The organism is Brevibacillus borstelensis (assembly GCF_037834415.1).
GTDB classification, from domain to species: domain Bacteria; phylum Bacillota; class Bacilli; order Brevibacillales; family Brevibacillaceae; genus Brevibacillus; species Brevibacillus borstelensis_A.
The window spans coordinates 31,982-50,801 of record NZ_JAUMSJ010000015.1 but is presented as its reverse complement, the minus strand read 5'-3'; the positions used below and the strand labels follow the sequence as shown (position 1 = coordinate 50,801).

Annotated in this window: 21 protein-coding genes and 1 riboswitch; of the genes, 13 read left to right on the top strand and 8 right to left on the bottom strand. The window is 53.7% G+C overall.

What is annotated here, in order from left to right; genetic code table 11:
* The first annotated feature begins 130 nt into the window (after positions 1–130).
* The 4 genes from Q3F21_RS13825 (at position 131) to Q3F21_RS13810 (ending at position 4,354) form a co-directional block, all read left to right on the top strand.
* A complete protein-coding gene (locus Q3F21_RS13825) occupies positions 131–1,492 on the top strand; it encodes a glucose-6-phosphate isomerase (protein WP_340253676.1) in 1,362 nt (453 codons plus the stop codon).
* Positions 1,479–1,724, top strand: a complete 246-nt coding sequence (locus tag Q3F21_RS13820) for an excisionase family DNA-binding protein (RefSeq protein WP_340253673.1) — start codon at positions 1,479–1,481, stop codon at positions 1,722–1,724. The genes Q3F21_RS13825 and Q3F21_RS13820 overlap by 14 nt, the downstream gene beginning before the upstream one ends.
* A 63-nt stretch (positions 1,725–1,787) precedes the next feature.
* Positions 1,788–1,900: riboswitch (TPP riboswitch) on the top strand.
* Between the two features lie 94 nt (positions 1,901–1,994).
* Complete coding sequence (gene thiO / locus Q3F21_RS13815) at positions 1,995–3,113, top strand: glycine oxidase ThiO (RefSeq protein ID WP_340253670.1); 1,119 nt, start codon at positions 1,995–1,997, stop codon at positions 3,111–3,113.
* A 116-nt stretch (positions 3,114–3,229) separates the two neighbouring features.
* On the top strand, positions 3,230–4,354 hold the full coding sequence (locus Q3F21_RS13810) for a hypothetical protein (protein WP_340253667.1): 1,125 nt from the start codon (positions 3,230–3,232) through the stop codon (positions 4,352–4,354).
* A 102-nt stretch (positions 4,355–4,456) separates the two neighbouring features.
* Here the strand turns inward: Q3F21_RS13810 and Q3F21_RS13805 are convergent, their stop codons facing one another.
* Positions 4,457–4,945 (bottom strand): hypothetical protein, encoded by a 489-nt coding sequence (locus tag Q3F21_RS13805; RefSeq protein ID WP_340253664.1) that lies wholly within the window; start codon positions 4,943–4,945, stop codon positions 4,457–4,459.
* Between the two features lie 20 nt (positions 4,946–4,965).
* The gene (locus Q3F21_RS13800; RefSeq protein ID WP_340253661.1) at positions 4,966–5,361 is read right to left on the bottom strand and encodes a hypothetical protein; all 396 of its coding nucleotides are present in this window, start codon (positions 5,359–5,361) and stop codon (positions 4,966–4,968) included.
* A gap of 203 nt (positions 5,362–5,564) precedes the next feature.
* Between Q3F21_RS13800 and Q3F21_RS13795 the strand changes: the two genes are divergently transcribed.
* From Q3F21_RS13795 to Q3F21_RS13775, 5 genes are all read left to right on the top strand, one after another.
* Positions 5,565–5,966 (top strand): YugN family protein, encoded by a 402-nt coding sequence (locus Q3F21_RS13795; protein ID WP_340253658.1) that lies wholly within the window; start codon positions 5,565–5,567, stop codon positions 5,964–5,966.
* A gap of 177 nt (positions 5,967–6,143) precedes the next feature.
* Positions 6,144–6,593: an NUDIX domain-containing protein gene (locus tag Q3F21_RS13790; protein ID WP_340253655.1), complete on the top strand. Its 450-nt coding sequence runs from the start codon at positions 6,144–6,146 to the stop codon at positions 6,591–6,593.
* Positions 6,594–7,182: 589 nt separating this feature from the next.
* Positions 7,183–7,983, top strand: coding sequence for an NAD kinase (locus Q3F21_RS13785; RefSeq protein ID WP_340253652.1), 801 nt, complete (start codon positions 7,183–7,185; stop codon positions 7,981–7,983).
* A 33-nt stretch (positions 7,984–8,016) separates the two neighbouring features.
* Positions 8,017–8,733, top strand: coding sequence for an MOSC domain-containing protein (locus tag Q3F21_RS13780; RefSeq protein WP_340253649.1), 717 nt, complete (start codon positions 8,017–8,019; stop codon positions 8,731–8,733).
* Positions 8,726–9,199, top strand: coding sequence for a YbaK/EbsC family protein (locus Q3F21_RS13775; RefSeq protein ID WP_340253646.1), 474 nt, complete (start codon positions 8,726–8,728; stop codon positions 9,197–9,199). Before Q3F21_RS13780 ends, Q3F21_RS13775 begins: the two co-directional genes overlap by 8 nt.
* Before the next feature lie 115 nt (positions 9,200–9,314).
* Here Q3F21_RS13775 and Q3F21_RS13770 read toward each other — a convergent pair whose 3' ends face one another.
* Complete coding sequence (locus Q3F21_RS13770) at positions 9,315–10,565, bottom strand: MFS transporter (RefSeq protein WP_340253643.1); 1,251 nt, start codon at positions 10,563–10,565, stop codon at positions 9,315–9,317.
* 204 nt (positions 10,566–10,769) lie between these two features.
* Positions 10,770–10,928 carry a hypothetical protein gene (locus Q3F21_RS13765; RefSeq protein WP_340253640.1) on the bottom strand — a complete coding sequence of 53 codons (159 nt, stop codon included), beginning with the start codon at positions 10,926–10,928 and terminating at the stop codon, positions 10,770–10,772.
* A 162-nt stretch (positions 10,929–11,090) separates the two neighbouring features.
* Between Q3F21_RS13765 and Q3F21_RS13760 the strand changes: the two genes are divergently transcribed.
* Together Q3F21_RS13760 and Q3F21_RS13755 are read left to right on the top strand one after the other, a co-directional pair.
* Entirely contained in the window at positions 11,091–11,453 is a 363-nt protein-coding gene (locus Q3F21_RS13760; protein WP_340253637.1) for a toprim domain-containing protein, read from the top strand.
* Between the two features lie 55 nt (positions 11,454–11,508).
* Entirely contained in the window at positions 11,509–11,715 is a 207-nt protein-coding gene (locus Q3F21_RS13755) for a hypothetical protein (protein WP_340253634.1), read from the top strand.
* Positions 11,716–11,810: 95 nt separating this feature from the next.
* Here the strand turns inward: Q3F21_RS13755 and Q3F21_RS13750 are convergent, their stop codons facing one another.
* The gene (locus Q3F21_RS13750; RefSeq protein ID WP_340253631.1) at positions 11,811–12,590 is read right to left on the bottom strand and encodes an undecaprenyl-diphosphate phosphatase; all 780 of its coding nucleotides are present in this window, start codon (positions 12,588–12,590) and stop codon (positions 11,811–11,813) included.
* Between the two features lie 208 nt (positions 12,591–12,798).
* On the opposite strand from Q3F21_RS13750, the gene Q3F21_RS13745 reads away from it, so the two are divergent.
* Both Q3F21_RS13745 and Q3F21_RS13740 read left to right on the top strand, forming a co-directional pair.
* Complete coding sequence (locus Q3F21_RS13745; RefSeq protein WP_340253628.1) at positions 12,799–13,806, top strand: CvfB family protein; 1,008 nt, start codon at positions 12,799–12,801, stop codon at positions 13,804–13,806.
* A 193-nt stretch (positions 13,807–13,999) separates the two neighbouring features.
* Positions 14,000–15,136, top strand: coding sequence for a monovalent cation:proton antiporter-2 (CPA2) family protein (locus Q3F21_RS13740; RefSeq protein WP_340253625.1), 1,137 nt, complete (start codon positions 14,000–14,002; stop codon positions 15,134–15,136).
* Between the two features lie 91 nt (positions 15,137–15,227).
* On the opposite strand, the gene Q3F21_RS13735 is transcribed toward Q3F21_RS13740, so the two are convergent.
* Genes Q3F21_RS13735 through Q3F21_RS13725 form a run of 3 tightly spaced genes read right to left on the bottom strand, consistent with a single transcriptional unit; the run spans position 15,228 to position 18,718 of the window.
* A complete protein-coding gene (locus Q3F21_RS13735) occupies positions 15,228–17,189 on the bottom strand; it encodes a TRAP transporter fused permease subunit (protein ID WP_340253622.1) in 1,962 nt (653 codons plus the stop codon).
* Positions 17,170–17,700 (bottom strand): DUF1850 domain-containing protein, encoded by a 531-nt coding sequence (locus tag Q3F21_RS13730; protein ID WP_340253619.1) that lies wholly within the window; start codon positions 17,698–17,700, stop codon positions 17,170–17,172. Before Q3F21_RS13730 ends, Q3F21_RS13735 begins: the two co-directional genes overlap by 20 nt.
* 7 nt (positions 17,701–17,707) lie before the next feature.
* Positions 17,708–18,718, bottom strand: a complete 1,011-nt coding sequence (locus Q3F21_RS13725; RefSeq protein WP_340253616.1) for a TAXI family TRAP transporter solute-binding subunit — start codon at positions 18,716–18,718, stop codon at positions 17,708–17,710.
* Between the last annotated feature and the right edge of the window lie 102 nt (positions 18,719–18,820).

Sequence of the window (18,820 nt, the reverse complement as noted above, 5' to 3'; positions counted from 1 at the left end):
ATGTTCACATTTTCCTGGTAACAAAAGAAAGGGAGGTCACTGGAAAATGGGGCGCGCTCTATGCCGAACCCTTGCCCGGCGGGAGCGATAAGATGTAGGGAGCAGAGCAGGAATACAGGGGGAGGGAGCTATGAACCAGGCGCTTCGTTTTGACTACTCCCATGCGCGCAAGTTTCTCGGGCAGACAGACTTGGATCAGCTTGCTCCGGAAGTATTGCGCTCGCACATACAACTGCATCAGGGGACGGGTCCGGGGAGCGAGCTTCGCGGATGGCTGGATTTGCCGGTCGCGTACGACAAGAGTGAACGGGAACGCATCAGGCAGGCAGCCTCGCGAATTCAGGAGAGCTCGGATGTGCTTTTGGTCATCGGCATAGGCGGCTCATACCTCGGAGCGAAGGCGGCGCTGGAGATGCTGGGGCATCACTTCAGCAATCTTCTGCCCGCAGGCAAACGGCGGGTGCCTGAAATTTATTTTGCCGGAAACAATATCAGTCCGGTCTACCTCGCCCATCTCCTGGAGCTGCTGGAGGAAAAGGAAGTCTCCCTGAATGTCATCTCCAAATCGGGAACGACGGTGGAACCGGCTATCGCTTTTCGCTTGTTTCGCAGGTGGATGGAGAAAAAGTACGGGCGAAAAGAGGCGCGCAGCCGGATTTACGCGACGACGGACAAAGCGAATGGAGCGCTCCGACAGCTTGCCGAGAGTGAGGGCTACGAGACCTTTGTCATCCCTGACGACGTGGGGGGACGCTTCTCGGTTCTTACGCCTGTCGGTCTTCTGCCGATCGCTGTCGGCGGAACGAATATGGAAGAGCTGATGCAGGGAGCGGCGGCGGCGAGAGAGCGGTTCGCTTCGCCGGTGCTGGCCGACAATCCTTGCTATCAATATGCTGCTGTGCGGAATATCCTGTATCGAAAAGGCAAGCTGATCGAAGTGCTTGTCACCTACGAGCCCCGGTTCCGATTTTTCGCGGAATGGTGGAAGCAGCTCTTTGCCGAATCGGAGGGAAAGGACAACAAGGGGATTTTTCCTGTATCCGCCGAGTATTCGACAGATCTCCACTCCATCGGCCAATACCTGCAAAGCGGCATGCGTCACTTGTTTGAAACGGTCTTGACCGTGCAAAAAGCTGACACTGACGTGACCATCGGAGACGACCCGGCCAATCTGGACGGCTTGCAGTATCTCTCCGGAAAAGGGATGGATTTTGTCCGCAAACAGGTTTTGCAGGGGGCGATACTGGCTCATGCAGATGGGGGAGTGCCCAATCTCGTAGTGGAAATTCCGCGGCTGACAGCGTATCATTTTGGTGAGCTGATCTATTTTTTTGAAAAGGCCTGTGCGATCAGCGGCTATCTCTTGGGGGTCAACCCGTTTGACCAACCTGGTGTAGAGGCCTACAAAGCGAACATGTTTGCTTTGCTGGGGCGGCCGGGCTTTGAAAAAATGAAAGCAGAATTGGAAGCGAGGATTCGTGGAGACGACTAAAACCTACCTGGCTGTAGCCGAAACAGCCGCCTATCTGGAATTGCAGGAGACGTTCATTCTGGAAAAAATCCGCGAGGGGCGCATCCGTGCCGTTCACAATGGGGAAGAGTACTTGATCAACAAGGAACAGTTTCAGCATCATCTGGAACAAATGCGGAAGCTCAGAGAGCTCGAGGATGCCGAAAAGCACGAGACGATACCGGAGAGCTACGACGTGAAGGACGAAGATTAAGCGATCCGGCCTTGTCAGATTTACTAGCGGAGGACTATACTGAAGAGGACAACTGATAGATCGAAAAGTAACTGGGGGAGTCCATCAAGCTGGGCTGAGAGGACGGAAGCCATGACCGTCGACCCTTTGCACCTGATCCAGATCATGCTGGCGCAGGGAAGTGGTTACAGGCGGACATTGTTCGCCCGTTGATGCGTTGGATGCGTGTTGTGCCCACCTTTTCCTGCCGGAGAGGGTGGGCTTTTCCATTTGATAAGGAGAGGAAGCAGCATGACCGACTTTTTACTTGTAGGCGGAGGCATCATTGGACTTGGTCTCGCTTATGAACTGTCCCGCAGGGGAATGACCGTGACCGTGGTGGAGCAAGGGGAATGGGGAGGCCAGGCTTCATCGGCAGCAGCCGGAATGCTGGCGCCGCTGAAGGAATTTTCCCAGCCGGGGCCGATGCTTGAGCTGGGAATGAAGTCGCTCGAGCTATACCCGGACTGGGTGGAGCAGCTGGAGGCTATAACGGGCATCGATGTGCAAGCGTGCAAATCAGGACTGCTGACGGTCGCTCTCACGGAGGAGGAAGCGATCCCGTTGCAGGAAAAATACAAGCGGCAGAAGGCGTCCGGATATGCGGTGCAGTGGATGACAGGACAAGAGATGCGGAGGGTGGAGCCGCTCTTGACTGAGGAAGCGAAAGCGGGAATATACTCGCCGGAGGAAGGACACATCAACAACCGTATGCTGCTCAACGCCCTGGTGGCTGCCTGCCGGAGGCTGGGGGCTACGCTTGTGTCCGGCTCGGTGGTAACGAAAATGGCGATAGAGGGAAGCCAGGTCGTCGGTGTGGAAACGACCACGGGGCCGCTCAGAGCTGCACATACCGTGATCGCATCCGGCGCATGGGCCGGGATCATGGTCGATTGGCTCGGTTTTTCTGTGCCCGTCAGACCTGTCCGCGGGCAGGTGGCGTCTGTTTCATCCAGCGGTATCCCTTTGCGCACTGTCATCTTTGGAACGTCCGGCTACATCACGCCGAAGCTGGATGGCAAAATCGTCCTCGGCGCAACCGAGGATGACGCCGGCTTTCAACGGCATGTTACGTTAAGCGGTCTTTCGAGGGTACTGGACGGCGTCATGCCGTATGTGCCCGCGCTGCATTCGGCGGCCTTCCAGCAGGCGTGGGCAGGCTTGCGTCCGGCGACAGCGGACAGCATGCCGCTGCTTGGACCCGTACCGGGATGGCAGGGCGTTTCCATTGCCGGCGGCCACTTTCGGAACGGCATTTTGCTTTCGCCGGTCACCGCAAAAGTCATGGCCGATTATTTGGAGAGTGGACGAGAAGAACCGCTTCAACCCTTTTTGCCTTCCCGGTTTCTCGGTTCGACCATGAGCAAGTAGCACGCGGGGGAACGGCTTCATCCGAAAATAGGCTGGTCCCCTCTGGAAAATAGACACCTCCCCATAGGCTGGCGTATATGGTAATAAAGAGACACCAGAGGGGAGGAGTCAAGTAGATGGAGGAGTCAAAAAAGCAACTGTTTCATGTTGACACCGCGGCTGTCAACATGATAAAAGATATCCGCCATACGGTTCAACACGTTTGCCAGGAGCATGCCCGGCAAAAAGTACGGATCGAGGCGCTGGATGGTCAAGTATACGAAGGAGAGATCGTAGACTGGGACAACGATCACGTCTATCTGGAAGTCGAGGAAGAGATGGATGACGACGAGGCGGAGGATGCGGACTGGAATGGCTATGAGTGGGATGTGGAGGAAGTGTCCTACAGTTCCCCGTACAATCCGGCAGATCCGAACATGCGCCCGCCCCATACTGCGGTGAGCCCGTTCTCGACGGGAGGGCCCAACGCCCGCCCGTATCCGGGGGCAAGCCCTTATACAGCGGTCAGCCCATTTGCAACGGGGCCCAATATGCGTCCGTTCCCCGGTGCAGGTCCTTATACGGCAGTAAGTCCGTTCGAAACAGGGCCCCATGGTCGGCCGTATACCACAGCCGTCAGTCCGTACGCTGCCGGGCCCAACGCGCGTCCATTTCCCGGTCCAAGTCCTTATACGGCAGTAAGTCCGTTCGAAACAGGGCCCCATGGTCGGCCGTATACTACAGCCGTCAGTCCGTACGCTGCCGGGCCCAACGCCCGTCCGTATCCCGGCGTAAGTCCTTATACCGCTGTCAGCCCATATACAACGGGACCCGGAATGATGCCTTATCCCGAAGTTAGTCCATACACAGCTGTTTCTCCAGAAACCTTCACAAGACCGTTCCCATATGTACAGCCCCCTTCCTATTGCATACCGTGCGTTCCTCTGGTCAAACCCATCGATACGGAAAGACCGACACGTGTAAGTCCGGCGGAAACAGAGGAAAAACCGGCCCAGAAGGTCAGTCCCGCCGAAGAGGTCCGCCCATTCCCGCCGTATCCGCCGTACCCGTATCCGCCGTTTCCGCCATACCCTTACAGACCGATCTCGCCTGCTCCGCCACCGCCACCGCCGCCACCGCCATGCCCGCCGGACGTGAAACCTCTGGACTCATCGTGTGTGGGACCGATTCACCGCCGTCGCTGCAGGAAAAGAGTAATTCCACTCACGCTGTTTTCCCTGCTGTCTATCGTGCTGATCTAGTCGGCGTGCAGGCGCGAGCATGCGGGCGTGAGGATAATAGTGCAAAGAGCCTCGGGCAAAGCCGCCTCGAGGCTCTTTCCTCTGCTCAACACGCCATTGGCGCTACTCCTTTGCTAGACTTCGCTCCTTGTACGTCCACTTGCCTTTTTCTTGATCGAGCCTGATCTCGAACGATAAGGTTTCGCCCGTTTTTCTCGTAAAAGAGAAGGAGCCTTCTTGCAATTCCTCATCCAAGAGGATAATCGGGATTTGGTCTCCCACTTTGGCGTATTTTTGCATGATCTTATCCTGAATCTCTATAAATGACCCCGTAATTTCTTCCGGGTATTTGTTCTCCATTTTTTCGATGAGGGGCGTTCTTTCCGTAAAATCAACGTAAATCCAGGTTTTCCCCCCCTGATCAGTTACCATATTCAGACTTTCCAAATCCTTTGTTTTGGCATGAATGCCCAACGTTTTAAGCGTGGATTGGTGGTTTCCTTTTTCGATCATGTCACCATCTTCCGTTGCGCTTATTTGATTGCTGACGAATAAGGTGGTTCCCGCTAAAAGAAGGGCTAGTCCAAGCAAAGCAAACTTGTTTTTTTTCATATCGTAAAAACCTCCTGTTTTTATCTTGGATATTGATCTTCACTTACTTTTTTCTTTTCCTCGCCTAATTTGTTATAGATGTAATGAGATGATGTAATTTTGGCTTTTAACAGCCTTGTGGCAGACGCGTCATAATCAATACTTGCATAAGTTGGATCATTCGTGTAATCAGCTTTAACCATTATGCCATTTACATAAAAGTATGAATATACACGAACGTAGGATAGATCTCTTCCTCCTCCTTCAGTAAACGCCCATAAATAAGCTGATGTGTCAGTCACGTCCATTACGCGAGAGTTATGATTCGTAAAATAATAATCTTCTCCTGTACCCAAAGTTTCATTGGCGAGAACACCTGATGAAACCAAGGATAGCGATAAAGTTGCAGACATTGCTAATATTGACCATTTCTTCATGAAAATCCTCCTTAACACAATTTAAATCTTTTTCAATATTAATACAAATTTGATAAATAATCCAGTTGCAATTTGGTTATATTTACCATTTTCATTCCTGAACTGAGGCAACCAGAAAGAAAAAGCATAGAAACCGTGCCAATGACTACAACCCGGCCATTTGTCGCACACTAACGGCAATATGCTGGAAAGGCAGGGATTGGATGAAAACCATTCAAAGCAGTTTGCCGGGAACGCGAGGGACGTACGGTTTTTTTCGGGAAGCGTTGGAGCCGGCCGGGTTTACATTGGCGAACTGGGACTACAATGAAGGGTATTTGGACAAAAAGCTGGACGAAGCGGGCATGGTCTACCTGCGGATTCCCGTTCAGGTGCAGGAGGGCGAGCTGGACAGCGAGGACGCCAGGCTGGAGCTGGGGACGCCGTTTGTCCTGAAGCATGTGTACCGAGAGGGAGTTGAAGCGGACATCGGCTACTACTCTGCGGTTGCGTCTGCGGCCATGAATCAGTTTCAGGAACCGATAGACAAGGATGCCGCAGTCGAAGATCACTGGGTTCGAAAAGCGGAAATCATGATAAGGGAAATGGAGGGAAGATTTGCGTGAATCGCAGACATGCGGCGGGCCATCGATGAGAATGGCCCGTTTTCTCGTTCAGTGTGACAGTTTCACCTGGGAAATGGCGTTTTTTGTTGCTCTTGTCCGCATAGCAGGGAGGACCAAGGTAATGTAAAATGGTGTCAGACGAAAAGAGAGTCTTCAAGACAGGGAGTGTGGAGGGCCATGGCATGGTATCATTTGCTGGTTCGACGGTACTGGCGTCTCAGGAAGCCTTTGACACTGGGGGTACGCATCATCGTGACAGACGAGGACAAGGGTGTACTGCTGGTTCGCCACACCTATGTCAAAGGATGGTACTTGCCGGGAGGAGGAGTCGAGAGAGGCGAGTCGTTTGCCGACGCAGCCAGACGCGAGCTGTGGGAAGAGTGCGGGGCGGAAGCGGAATCGTTGTCGCTATGTCATTTGTATTACAGCGAAAGAGAAGGCAAAAGGGACTACATTGCTCTTTTTCACGCAGGGCAGTACCGTTTGCACGAACGCGACGGGAGCGATCCCGAGGTAGCGGAAATGCGCTTTTTTTCCTGGGATGAGCTTCCCGAGGAGCTTACGCCTGCGACAAGCCGGCGGCTGCGGGAATTTTGCCGGCGACAATTCACCACGGATCGATGGTAAAGCTGGAAAGAACATGCATCCCTTGTGTCAGCTGTGATATAGTGATAGCGAGTGTGAAGCAGCAACGAAAAAATAAAGGGGATCCTTCAAAGGGCCTTTCCTGAAAAAGGCTTTTTGTTTCTATTTGAGACTCCCGCGGCTAAAGCCGCAAGCTGACACCTTGGGTATCAGTGGGATTCTTGGGTGGTAGTCGGAAGTGCATTTCTGCTATCCGTAGTTCCCCCAAGTTCAGGGCTGTCTCATCAGCCCGTCCCACGGCAGAGCATATAGCTCCGTAGGCTGGCAGACTGTTACCATCTGCCACAGGTTTGCTCTTATAAATGTTTTAGCGTCTTGTTCTTGACGACTTCATACATTTTACGCTCAAGAAGATTCGCTTGAGCAACCCCAGATGTATGCTGTTTTCAAAAGAGCGATGATTGTTTTAACGTCTTTTGCTTGACGGCTCAAAGAGCATATCCTGATTATACCAAATCAGGTTTGCCCTGCCCATCCCATGAAGGGATGCTCGGGCAAAGCCGTCTTTCATCCCACGATGAAAACCGTGGGCTTTCAGTCGGCAATTACTGTAAAAGCGAGGTTGTGCACCATGAAAATAGCCACCGTACTGCGCAAAGACGATTACACGCGGGAGGTTTGCCGTCAGCTGCGGGAAAAATTGCTGCAGCCGGATTGTCCATTTCATATCGTTGAGGGACCCGATGAGCATCCGGATATGGTGCTGTCCATCGGGGGGGACGGAACGCTGTTGGAGGCTGTCCACCAATACGGCTTTGAACCGGCCTATGTCGGCATTCATACCGGGCATTTGGGTTTTTACGCGGATTGGCATCCGGACGAGCTGGACGCCTTCGTTCAGGTACTGACAGAGCGAACAGAGCCGGTCATCGTCGAATATCCGACCGTTCAATGCCAAATCCATACCAAACACGGTGTCACCTATGACAAATGGGCGCTGAACGAATTGGTGATCCGCAACGCTTCGCTCTCCACTTTGGTAGCCTGCGTTTACATAAACGGAGACGAGTTTGAGACGTTTCGCGGCGACGGCCTGATCGTCTCTTCTCCGTCAGGCAGCACAGCGTACAACAAAGCAGTCAACGGGGCGCTGGTGCACCCTTCCATCGAGGCGATTCAACTGTCCGAGATCGCATCGATCAACAATCAGGCGTACCGGACAGTGAACAGCTCGCTCGTCCTGCCCAATCATCACGAAGTGGAATTGATCGTCATGAATCCGGAAATCATGATTGGCCTGGACAGGGAGCAGGCGGTCTGGAGAGATGTTCGCTCCATTACCTGCCGCGTGGGAACAGAGAAAGTGAAATTTGCGAGGTACAAGAAGCTAACGTTCTGGAGTCGGGTAAGAAAGTCATTTATCACCGGATAGAGAATAAGAGCGGTTGTGGGGAGGAGTATGAGGATGGGAAGAATCGGGACAGTGACGAGCATTTTCCGTCATCCTGTAAAGGCGATGAAGGGAGAGCGGCTTCAGACCAGCCTGGTGGACAATTTCGGTCTGTACGGGGACAGGGGATACGCTTTTCTGGACGAATCCCGCAACGGCAAATACTTGAGTGCCGACATTGTTCCCGGATTGCTCGGTTACGCGGCGCGGCTGCTGGGTGAATCCGGTGAAGAGGCCTATCCCGAGGTGCGGATCCAGGCTCCGAACGGAAAGGAGTACGGCTGGGAGGAAGCGCTGTTCGCGGAGGTCGCCAATACAGCCAAACGCCCGGTCACGCCGCTGATGAGCACGCCGCAGGAAGGCGGAAAGAACTGGGAGGATCATATCCTGCTGGTGACGGATGCCTCCCTCAGAGAAATTGCCAGCCTGATCGGATGGGAAAGCATCGATCCGAGGCGGTTCCGGGCAAATCTGGTGGTCGCCTTGGACGAAGACCGCCCGTTCGCCGAGGACGAATGGATCGGCAAGCAATTGCGGATCAACGATGTCGTCCTGCAGGTAAACAAGCACTGTGAGCGCTGCAACTACGTCAACATCGATCCGGATTCGCTGCAGATGCACCCGGCTGTATTGAAAACGTGCGTCAAACGGCACGACAATCATTTCGGCGTGTATGCGTCTGTGGTTCGACCGGGACAAGTGACTGAAGGGGACGGTGTGTTTTATGTCTAATCCGCTGGAACGCGTTCAACGTTTTGTGAAACAATACGATCCGGCTATCGAGCCGCTGATTTTTGAGGAGAAGCTGAACACATCGGAGGAAGCGGCCCAGGCACTCGGGGTGGAGGTGGGCCAGATTGCCAAATCCATCCTGTTTCGCTCCGGCGGCCGCTACGGACTGTTTGTGGCGGCAGGCGATGTGCGGATTCATCCCAAACGGGTAAAACAGTGTTTGGAGGGCGGCCAGCCCAAGATGGCTTCGCCCGATGAAGTAGTGGAGGTAACCGGTTTTCAGGTGGGGGCCGTTTGTCCGTTTGCGCTGCAAAGTGAAGTGCCGGTGTTCGTGGATTCCTCCCTGGAGCGGTTTCCGGTCGTATATACGGCGGCCGGGATCGCGGAGTCGCTGCTGCCCGTCTCCTTTCAAGCGCTTGTCGAGATGACGGGAGCACGTGTGGTTGACGTACAGTCCGCTGAATAACAAGCTTTTTTATTTCCTTCGAAAAGAAGAGGGGCCCGTTCTCGTTTTGCCTGTGGCAACGAGAGCGGGACTCTTTTTTTAACGCAATGCCTCATACACCAGACCAGTCTTCGGCTTATGCCGAGAAAGACTGGTCCTTTTGCCGCCTGCCCTTCCGTTCAAGCGCCAACCCGACGGCGCACATGATCGCCAGAAACAGTCCGCTTGTGAAAAACAGTTGTTTGACGGGCCATGTCCCCAGCCATAGGGCGCCCATGCTGCTGGACAACATGGAAAACGCGGTGAACATCAGCATGTTCAGCGCGTAGATTTTGCCGGTGTTGGCATCCGCCGCCTTTGTCTGGATCGCGGTAACGGTGGGGATTCCGATGAGAGGTCCGCCAATTCCGGCGATCGCGGCGGCCAAAAAAGCGAGCCAATGGAGGGTCAACCCCTGGGTCAGCAGAAGAAATCCCCCGGCCTGCACGAGCCAACCGACGATGATGACGAGCAGGTGGCGCTGATACTGGAGGCGTGCCATATAGAGGCTGCCGAGAAGATTCCCGATCCCGTAAAAGCCGATCAGGACGGCGAGCATGCTGCCGTTGCCCTGCCCCATCTCGCTTGCGAGAAAAGGAAAGCCCACATTCCAGCACACCTGCCAGACGAGGAACCCCATATTGCTGAACAACAGGATAGCGAACAACGCGCGATTGGTTTGCAGCTCTTTCAGGCCATAGCCAATGTCCTTTATATACTGTCCCGCAGACAAACGGCTCGCCGCCGGTTCCCGGATGCTTCGCGGTATTTTTCCCAAGGCGTAGAGAAAGCAAGCAGACAGCAGATAGGAAAATGCGTTGATAAAAAACAGGCTGGACAAAGGGACCCAAGCCGCTACGACCCCGATCGTCATCGGCGCCGCAATGCGCACGGTCCGGAAGGTGGTATCCAATATGGCGTTCGAGCGGCTCAGCTGCACGAGAGGAACGATCGCCTTCAGGGCGACTGTACGAGCGGGATGAAACAAGCTGGAAAACACGCCGAGCAAAAATTGGGCAGCCAGAAAAAAGGCGAACTGCTTCACACCCAACGCGGTCATGATCCCTACCAGAACAGCCACACTGATTCTGGCCAGGTCGGCCCCGACCATCAGCGAGCGAGGGTTGTACCTGTCAGCAAGTACGCCTCCGATTAAATAGAACAGCAAGCCGGCAACCATTTCGGGGATCGCCAGCAAGCTCAGCGCCGTTCCGGATTTTGTGGCTTGCAAGAGGTACCACAGCAAGGCAAAGCTGTAGCACTGGTCGCCGATGTTGGCCGTCAGCTGAGCCAGCCACAACAGCAGAAACGACCGGTTTTTCCACAATGCTGACGATTCCACGCTCATCTCTCCGTCCTGTGAATATTCAGAAAAAACATTTTGACCAGATCAGAATAGCAGGCGGACCGGACGATGTAAAGCCGTTCCTGAACAGGCGCATCTGTTTGTAGCAAAGAGGAAAGAAAAGGAGCCGCGCTGAATCATGCGGGCTCCCTTCTTTTTGAATAAGTGCCTGAGCAGCGTATTTACATGCTCAAGCTGTTTGGCTGCCTACAGTTGGCGGTTGTTGTTGCGCTCCGTCCGGTTATGCTCTCCGGAATGGCCCTGATTGTCTTCGGTATGTGTGTCATCAGCTACTGTGCTGCTCGTCAAGCCGGTAACCGCCAGCCCTTTTTGATTCAAGTTTTTCGCGCTTTTCCACTTGGACATGATCGTGCTCCTTCCCGTATTCGCCTTACTGTTACATTGTCCATCCCGGCACCCCCGTTACTCAGCCACTTTTTGCCGCAGAACCGCTTCCGGCGTGCGAAGTAAGGTATACTATATCTATGAAATGACTTGCGAAATGAACCGGGAAGGGAGGCAGCCGGGATGGATCACGAGCGGGCTATCATCGTCGAGGGGAAAACGGACAGGGAGAGACTGCAAAAAGTTTTGGCCGAGACTGTTCTGATTGTTTGCACATATGGTTCCTACAGCGCGGAAAAGGCTGCCCAGCTGGAGGAACAGCTAGCGGATGAGGAAGAGATCTACATTTTTACCGACGAGGATGACAGCGGCAAAAAGCTGCGTGCACAGCTGCAGGAGGATTTTCCTCATGCCGTTCACCTGCATACCCAGACTCTGTATGCCCAGGTAGCGCATACCCCGCTTGAATTGCTGGCCGACATCCTTGAGCGGGCGGGCTTTTTGGTGACCCCGAAAAACCAGGAAAGTCATCGGCACCGGGGATAACTTCAGACCGGAACGGCAATAACAACAAGAGATGCTCTTGTTGGAGGTGTCGTTTTTGCACAGCCTGGCGTCCTTTATAAACAGAATGAATGTATTCGCCTGGTTGGTAGGCATTTTTGCCGCGCACGCGCTGCTGTATCTGTTTTTGGGAACGGCAACCTGGCTCGCGACCTCGCTGTTGGCCACGGCGTTTTACGGAATCGTCCTGCTTGTAGCCAAACTGGTCGCGAGCCGCTATGACGACCGGGAGGAAAGCAAGTGAAGGAGTCGGCTGAAGGCCGGCTTTTTTCATGCCGCTGCGGCGCTCGCTGCCAGGCGGATCAGACCGCTTGATGCCCCTCGCCGGGTCTGTGTCGATTATTGGCCCATGAATTGCATCGCAAGAATGACAGCTCCCAGGAACCAGACGTAAACGGCAAAGCCTTTCATCGAGCCGTTGCTGATAATTTTCAGCATCCAGCGTATCGCGACATAACCGGCGATCGCGGCAAATCCCGTGCCGACAATCATCGGAATGAAATCGATCGATTCCGCAGGAGCTTTTATCAGCTTAACCGTTTGCAAGCCCGAGGCCCCCAGTATAGCCGGCAGCGACAGAAGGAATGAAAAGCGGGCCGCATCCGCTCGCTCGATCCCACGCATCAGCGAGCCGGCGATGGTCAGCCCGGAGCGGGAAATGGCAGGCAAAATGGCAGCACCCTGCAGGGTTCCGATAAGGAGGGCGTCGGTGTAGCCAATTTGCTCAAAGGTTCGATTTCCCCTGCGCATCAATTCGACAGCCCAAAGAATCGCTCCCGTGGCCAGGAACTCCCAACCAATCGTCAAGCCCGTCCGTGATATTTCTTCAAAAAAGTCTTCAAACAAAAGACCGATTGCCGCCGTAGGAATCGTGCCGACGACCAGCAAACGGGCGAGCTTGCCGGTCGGATTGAGCAAAACGTGCCGAACCTCGGACCAGAAGACGATGACAACCGCGATCAGGGTACCAAAGTGAAGCATGGTATCAAACAGCAGTCCGGCTTCCCGCATATCAAACAGCATCCGGAATAAAACGAGGTGACCCGTGCTGGAAATCGGCAGAAACTCGGTTAAGCCCTGAACGATTCCGAGAAAAATATGCTCAAGCAAAACTAACATCTCTGTTCGCTCCCATCCTTATGCATACTGTGGCGTTACAGGGAAAGGGACAAATTGTACTGCCCTTGTACCCATATGTATGTAGGAAAAGGGGAGACTTGCCTTTTTTTGCGCGTTCACTCCTTGTCGGCTGTAAAAAGTTGTGGCATTTACCAAGGCAAAATGGGTATAGTTAGGGTGCACATGCACGGAAGCGAGGATAAACGGAATGAATCAACGAAACCAAAGGAATCAAGGAAATCGGCCAGGACAACGAAGCCAGCGAAATAAACGGCCGCTGCGTGATTTGAGCGGCAGGCTGATCAGCTCTGCCGCAAAGAAGAAGGCCTATACGCCACCCGCCGGATTGCAGGCAGGAATGCTCTTGACCATGACGGTGGAGAGGGAGATTGAGCCGGGGTATTTTCTGCGGGCCGGAGAAGATGAGGTGTTCCTGCACCGCCGAGAAGCGGAAGGAAGGCTCTCCATAGGCGATACAGCAGAGGTTTTTCTGTATCATGACCACGAGAATCGGCTGGCAGCAACCATGGACATGCCGTATGTAGGATTGAACGAATTCGGCTGGCTGGAAGTAGTGGATATCATGCCGCGAATGGGCGTATTTTTGGACAACGGCATCGAAAAGCATTTGCTTTTGTTCACAGATGACCTGCCCAAGCTGAAGGCGGAGTGGCCGCGGATCGGCGACAGGCTGCTGGTTACGTTGAAGCGGGACAAGCTGGGCCGTCTTTTGGCCAAGCCGGTGACAGAGGAAGAGATCAGCAAAATTTCTGTTCCAGCAACGAGCGAGATGCACAACAAATGGGTAGAGGGAACCGTTTACAAGGTGATTCAACAAGGCGCGTTTTTGTTCACGGATGAAGAACACGTCATGTTCATTCACAGGGACGAAATGACAGAATCTCTCCGCTTGGGCCAGTCGGTCCGCAGCCGGGTCAGCTATGTTCGCGAAGACGGACGGCTTAACGGGTCGATGCGCGTTCGCAAAGAAGCCCGGTACGGAGAAGATGCCGACAAGCTGCTCCGGTATTTGACGGATCGGGACGGGGCCATGCCGTACACAGACGATACCCCTGCCGACGTCATCAAGGAGAAATTTGGCATGAGCAAATCCGCCTTCAAGCGGGCGCTTGGGAAATTGATGAAAGAGCGAAGAGTGGAGCAGGCAAACGGATGGACCAAAATGTTGAACGACAGCTCACAGCCCCAGTCTTGATGCAAATGAACGCAAAACGGGTCTCCCGAGGGAGGGCCCGTTTTTTCGTTGGGCGCATCTCTCCCGAGCCTTGCTGCCTATGCCTATGCCTATACCTATGCCTATACCTATGCCAATCACCGCGAATCGGCGCGTCTTGACATAATATTGCCTCCTGATTCAAAAGCTAGGCGTGGAGGAGGGACAGCAAGCGATGATTATATTCGAACTGGCAATCATTTTACTTGCATCCAAAATAGCTGGCGATCTCGCCGCCAGGATCGGACAGCCGTCTGTCCTCGGGAAGCTTTTGATCGGGATTATCCTCGGCCCTGCTGTTTTGGGAGTCATTACAAGCACGGACATCATCAGTGAGCTCAGCGAGGTCGGCGTCATTTTGCTCATGTTCCTCGCCGGTCTCGAGACGGATATCGACGAGTTTAAACGGACCGGAAAAGCATCCGCCTATGTGGGCATCGTCGGCATCCTCGTGCCCCTTTCGATAGGGTATGCCACCGGGCTTCTCATGAAGATGTCTACGTTCGAAGCGATCTTTCTCGGGCTGCTGCTCTCGGCGACAAGCGTCAGTATTTCCGTGCAAGCTCTGAAAGAAATGGATCGCCTGAAGTCTAAGGAAGGCATGACCATTCTGGGGGCTGCCGTCATCGATGACGTTCTGGTCATCATCGTACTCGCCTTTCTCATGAGCGCGGCGGGCGGCGAGGTCGACTTAGGTCTCCTGATTGCCAAAAAGGTCGGTTTTTTTGCGGTCGCCGTTTTACTGGGGTGGATCGCTGTTCCCTGGCTGTTGAAAAGATTTGCCCCTCTCCGCGTGACGGAATCGGTCATTTCTGCAGGCTTGATCATCTGTTTTCTGTATGCCGTACTGGCAGAGTACGCCGGTGTCGCGGCTATTATTGGAGCGTATATCGCGGGGGTGGCGATCAGTTTGACTGACTACAAGCACGAAGTGTTCGAAAAGGTGGAAACGATTGGCTACTCCGTGTTTGTTCCTGTTTTTTTTACTTCGATCGGGATCGCTGTCGAATTTCACGGCCTTGGCCGCTACGTCTGGATCATTGTGCTGCTCAGCGCAGCAGCGATATTGACAAAGCTGCTCGGCTCGGCTGTCGGCGCCTTTTTTGCCGGATTTGGCTGGAGAAGCTCTTTTGGGATCGGCTCGGCGATGGTCTCGCGGGGCGAGGTGGCATTGATCATTGCGTCGATCGGGCTGGAAAGCGGGCTGTTGGCACAGCAGCTGTTCCCTGTCATCGTCATTGTCGTGTTGGTGACAACAGTAGTGACCCCGCCGATGATGAAAGCGTTTTTCAAGACCGGAGGGGGAGAATGACCATGTCGTTTTTGATTCGGAAAGAAAAACAGGTCCCTCTGCGGAAGAGGAACCCGTTTTTATCGGATTGGTTTTATTTGGGTAAGACCACTTAAGCAGATGCCGTCGCTTGCGTGTTTTTGCGGCCTTTGTAATAGGAAAACGCGAATACCGCTGCCAGAATCCCGAGACCGGCAATGTCCGTGGCCAGTCCAGGGATAACGGCGAGGATTCCGCCGGTAGCTGCCAACAGTCTCTCCAGCGGATTCAGCTTGGACATCCAGAAACCGATAATTCCGGCTCCGACACCAATCATCCCCAGTACAGAAGTAACCATTACCCAAAGCGATTCCATAAAGGTGGTATCAATCAACAGCAGCTGCGGCGAGACGACAAAGATATACGGAGCCATGAAGGCGGCAATCGCCAGCTTTGTCGATTGGACCCCGGTCTGCATCGGCTTTGACTTGGCCAAGCCGGCGGCGGCGAAGGCCGCTAAGGCGACAGGCGGTGTAATGTCCGCAACGATACCGAAGTAGAACGTAAACATGTGCGCGGCGAGATCGGGAACGCCCATTTGAATCAGGGCAGGCGCCGCGATCGTCGACGTAATGATGTAGTTGGCTGTCGTTGGCGTACCCATACCGAGAATCAGCGAAGCGATCATCGTAAAGAACAGGGTCAGGAACAGAATGCCGCCTGCCATATCAATCAGACCGTTTGCCAGCTTGAGACCGATACCGGTCAGGGTGACTGTACCGACGATGATTCCCGCACAGGCTGTAGCGGCGACTACTCCCAACGCCGTCCGTGCGCCGGAAGCAAAGGCTTCCAGGATATCCGATATCGACATCCGCGTTTCTTTGCGGAAAGCGCCTACAACAACGGTAGAAGCAATCCCGATAATCGCGGACATCTCGGGCGAGACACCGCTCATCAGGGTGAAGATGATCACAAAAATCGGCAAGAGCAGGTAAACGCGTTTCAAGACTTCCTTTTTATCCGGCAGTTCTTCTTTTTTCAGCCCGCGCAAGCCGAGCCGTTTCGCTTCCAGGTGGGTCATGATCCAGACTCCGGTGAAGTAGAGAATGGCGGGAAGCGCAGCCGCTTTGGCAATCTCAAAGTAAGGCTTGTTCAAAAACTCGGACATCAGGAAGGCGGCAGCTCCCATGATCGGAGGCATGATCTGTCCGCCGGTAGACGAAGCGGCTTCAACGGCGCCGGCAAATTCGCTGCGGTAGCCGAGTCGTTTCATCATGGGGATCGTGAACGATCCGGAGGTGACTACGTTGGCGACAGAGCTTCCGCTGATGGTTCCCTGCAGAGCGCTGGAGAAGACAGCCACTTTGGCGGGTCCCCCAATGCGGCGGCCGGCTACGACGAGTGCCAGGTCGTTGAAGTACTGGCCTACGCCAGTTTTCTCAAGAAAAGCTCCAAACAGGATGAACAGGAAAATGAAGGTAGAAGATACGCCGAGCGGTGTACCCAGAATACCTTCCAGCGTGAAGAACGAGTGGCCGATGATCCGGTCGACATCGTTTCCGCGGTGCTCCAGGAATCCTGGCATATATGGGCCAAAGTACGTGTACAGCAAAAACAGAGAAGCGATGAGCGCGATAGGCAATCCCACAACGCGGCGAGCCGCTTCCAGTACGAGTACGATCGCAATGCCGCCAATGATCAGATCAAGCGTGGTAAAGTTGCCTGTCCGAACGACCAGACCTTCGTAGTCATAGACCCAGTAGAGGGGAAGGACAAAGGCGGCGACCGCCAGCAATATCCCGAAAATGCCAATTTTGTTGTTGTTTCTCTTTGTGCTGAGCGGATACATCAAAAAGATCAGACCCAGACCGAAAGCCAAGTGAATCGGGCGATGGATTTGCGGCGGCAGCGCATAAAAGATGGTACTGACCAGCTGGTAAACCGTAAACAAAACCAACAGACAAAAGGTAACCCATTTCATCGGGCCGATGTATTGCCGTACGGCCGATTCCTTGTCATACTGAGCAATTAGCTGGTCCATCTCTTGCTGACTCATATTTTGTGTGCTCAATCTAGTACCCTCCAATCTCATTCAAAATGGATCGCTTCTCCACCTGAATGGTAACGGCCGCTCCCGGCCTGTCGACACTTGCGAGCGGTATTTCCCTTCCAGCGAAAAGCAGTGTATGATTAGCCCTCACCTGACCGATGAACAGGTGCAAGGCAGGGAAGGCGCGATTCATATTGACAACGCGAAATCGGCCGTCTTGGCTGATCAGCTTCTCTCCGGGAGAAAGTTCGCTTTCCATGCCAATGCCGTAATCCTGAAAAGACATTTCGGATAAAAGGATGTGCCCGTCGCGGATGAGGTAGGTCTCTACCACGGGCGTAAGGTGAATGGAATGAGTCCAGCGTATGGAAAATGTGCCATTTTCTTCGATGCGGCCGCTCCAAATCGGCCGATTTGTCTCCGTGTCGCGGATGACCAGAGATGGGAAGAAGGGGATGACAACCAGTGTAACAACAGCGATGAGAAGCAGTAAGGAGAAAAGGCGGAACGACGTCCGCCCTCTCCCGGTTCCTACTTGTTTTTGCAGAAACATAGGGTCATTACTTTACGCCTTTTTCGTCGAAGAACTTCTTCGCGCCAGGGTGCACAGGCAAGCTCACGCCGGCAAGTCCTTCTTCAATGGTGATTTCTTTTGCCTTGGCATGGCCAAGCTTGTCAGTGTTTTCGAAGATCGCTTTGGTCGCTTTATAGACCAGATCTTCGCTCAGGTCAGCACGAATAACGAGCATTGCTTTGACAGAAACGGTGTTGATCTCTTCCGGAACCGTTTGATAAGTATTGCCCGGAATCGTTGTTTTTACATAGAACGGGTATTTTGCGATCAGCGCATCGATCTTGTCAGCGTCAATTGGAATGATTTTTACGCCTTTGGTCGCAGCCAATTCGGTAATTGCAGCGGTTGGGGTTCCAGCAGTTTGGAATGCCGCATCGAGTTTGCCGTCTTGGATTGCTTTCGCAGAATCGGCAAAGGAGAGGCGCTGCAATTGCAGGTCGTCAAACTTGAGGTTGTAGGCTTCCAAAATTTGCTGTGCGTTCATTTCGGTACCGCTTCCAGGCGCCCCTACGGATACGCGCTTGCCTTTCAGGTCAGCTACACTGGCAATGTTGCTGTCGCTGGAAACAACGATTTGGATCGTCTCGTTATAAAGAGAGCCCATAGCTTGAAAAGCATCCATTTTGCCATCTTGTTGGAACATGTTTTCGCCTTTGCTGGCGTAATCGGCGATGTCGCTTTGCGTGAAAGCGATATCAGCTTTTTTATCGCGAATGAGGCGGATGTTTTCAGCCGAAGCTCCCGTCGCTTGGGCCGTAGCGGTTACGTCGGCGTTTTTGCCGATCAAGTCAGCCATACCGCCGCCCAGAGGATAGTAGGTTCCGCCGGTACCGCCGGTTGCGATGATCAGCTGGGAAGGATCGTTGCTGCCGCCGCCGCTGCCGCCGGTGCTTCCGCCATTGCCGCCTTGGGCGCTGTTTCCGCCGCTGCCACAGGCTGTGACCAAAGACATGGTCAGAAGCAGGGTCAGAGAAAGAAGGAGACTGCGTTTTTTCATGAAAATTCCCCCTTGTTTAAATTATCTGTTCACTACCTATAGTACCTTTTTTTCGCGATAATACAATATTTATGCGAAGACAAAGGAACTACCATCGAGCAG

Excerpts from the sequence above, each read along its gene's own strand:
- Q3F21_RS13725 (WP_340253616.1), bottom strand. The coding sequence starts at position 18,718 with ATGAAAAAACGCAGTCTCCTTCTTTCTCTGACCCTGCTTCTGACCATG.
- Q3F21_RS13775 (WP_340253646.1), top strand. The coding sequence starts at position 8,726 with ATGTCTAATCCGCTGGAACGCGTTCAACGTTTTGTGAAACAATACGAT.
- Q3F21_RS13790 (WP_340253655.1), top strand. The coding sequence starts at position 6,144 with ATGGCATGGTATCATTTGCTGGTTCGACGGTACTGGCGTCTCAGGAAG.
- Q3F21_RS13825 (WP_340253676.1), top strand. The coding sequence starts at position 131 with ATGAACCAGGCGCTTCGTTTTGACTACTCCCATGCGCGCAAGTTTCTC.
- Q3F21_RS13785 (WP_340253652.1), top strand. The coding sequence starts at position 7,183 with ATGAAAATAGCCACCGTACTGCGCAAAGACGATTACACGCGGGAGGTT.
- Q3F21_RS13760 (WP_340253637.1), top strand. The coding sequence starts at position 11,091 with ATGGATCACGAGCGGGCTATCATCGTCGAGGGGAAAACGGACAGGGAG.
- Q3F21_RS13810 (WP_340253667.1), top strand. The coding sequence starts at position 3,230 with ATGGAGGAGTCAAAAAAGCAACTGTTTCATGTTGACACCGCGGCTGTC.
- Q3F21_RS13765 (WP_340253640.1), bottom strand. The coding sequence starts at position 10,928 with ATGTCCAAGTGGAAAAGCGCGAAAAACTTGAATCAAAAAGGGCTGGCG.
- Q3F21_RS13770 (WP_340253643.1), bottom strand. The coding sequence starts at position 10,565 with ATGAGCGTGGAATCGTCAGCATTGTGGAAAAACCGGTCGTTTCTGCTG.
- thiO (WP_340253670.1), top strand. The coding sequence starts at position 1,995 with ATGACCGACTTTTTACTTGTAGGCGGAGGCATCATTGGACTTGGTCTC.
- Q3F21_RS13740 (WP_340253625.1), top strand. The coding sequence starts at position 14,000 with ATGATTATATTCGAACTGGCAATCATTTTACTTGCATCCAAAATAGCT.
- Q3F21_RS13750 (WP_340253631.1), bottom strand. The coding sequence starts at position 12,590 with ATGTTAGTTTTGCTTGAGCATATTTTTCTCGGAATCGTTCAGGGCTTA.
- Q3F21_RS13730 (WP_340253619.1), bottom strand. The coding sequence starts at position 17,700 with ATGTTTCTGCAAAAACAAGTAGGAACCGGGAGAGGGCGGACGTCGTTC.
- Q3F21_RS13735 (WP_340253622.1), bottom strand. The coding sequence starts at position 17,189 with ATGAGATTGGAGGGTACTAGATTGAGCACACAAAATATGAGTCAGCAA.
- Q3F21_RS13805 (WP_340253664.1), bottom strand. The coding sequence starts at position 4,945 with ATGAAAAAAAACAAGTTTGCTTTGCTTGGACTAGCCCTTCTTTTAGCG.
- Q3F21_RS13780 (WP_340253649.1), top strand. The coding sequence starts at position 8,017 with ATGGGAAGAATCGGGACAGTGACGAGCATTTTCCGTCATCCTGTAAAG.
- Q3F21_RS13745 (WP_340253628.1), top strand. The coding sequence starts at position 12,799 with ATGAATCAACGAAACCAAAGGAATCAAGGAAATCGGCCAGGACAACGA.
- Q3F21_RS13800 (WP_340253661.1), bottom strand. The coding sequence starts at position 5,361 with ATGAAGAAATGGTCAATATTAGCAATGTCTGCAACTTTATCGCTATCC.
- Q3F21_RS13795 (WP_340253658.1), top strand. The coding sequence starts at position 5,565 with ATGAAAACCATTCAAAGCAGTTTGCCGGGAACGCGAGGGACGTACGGT.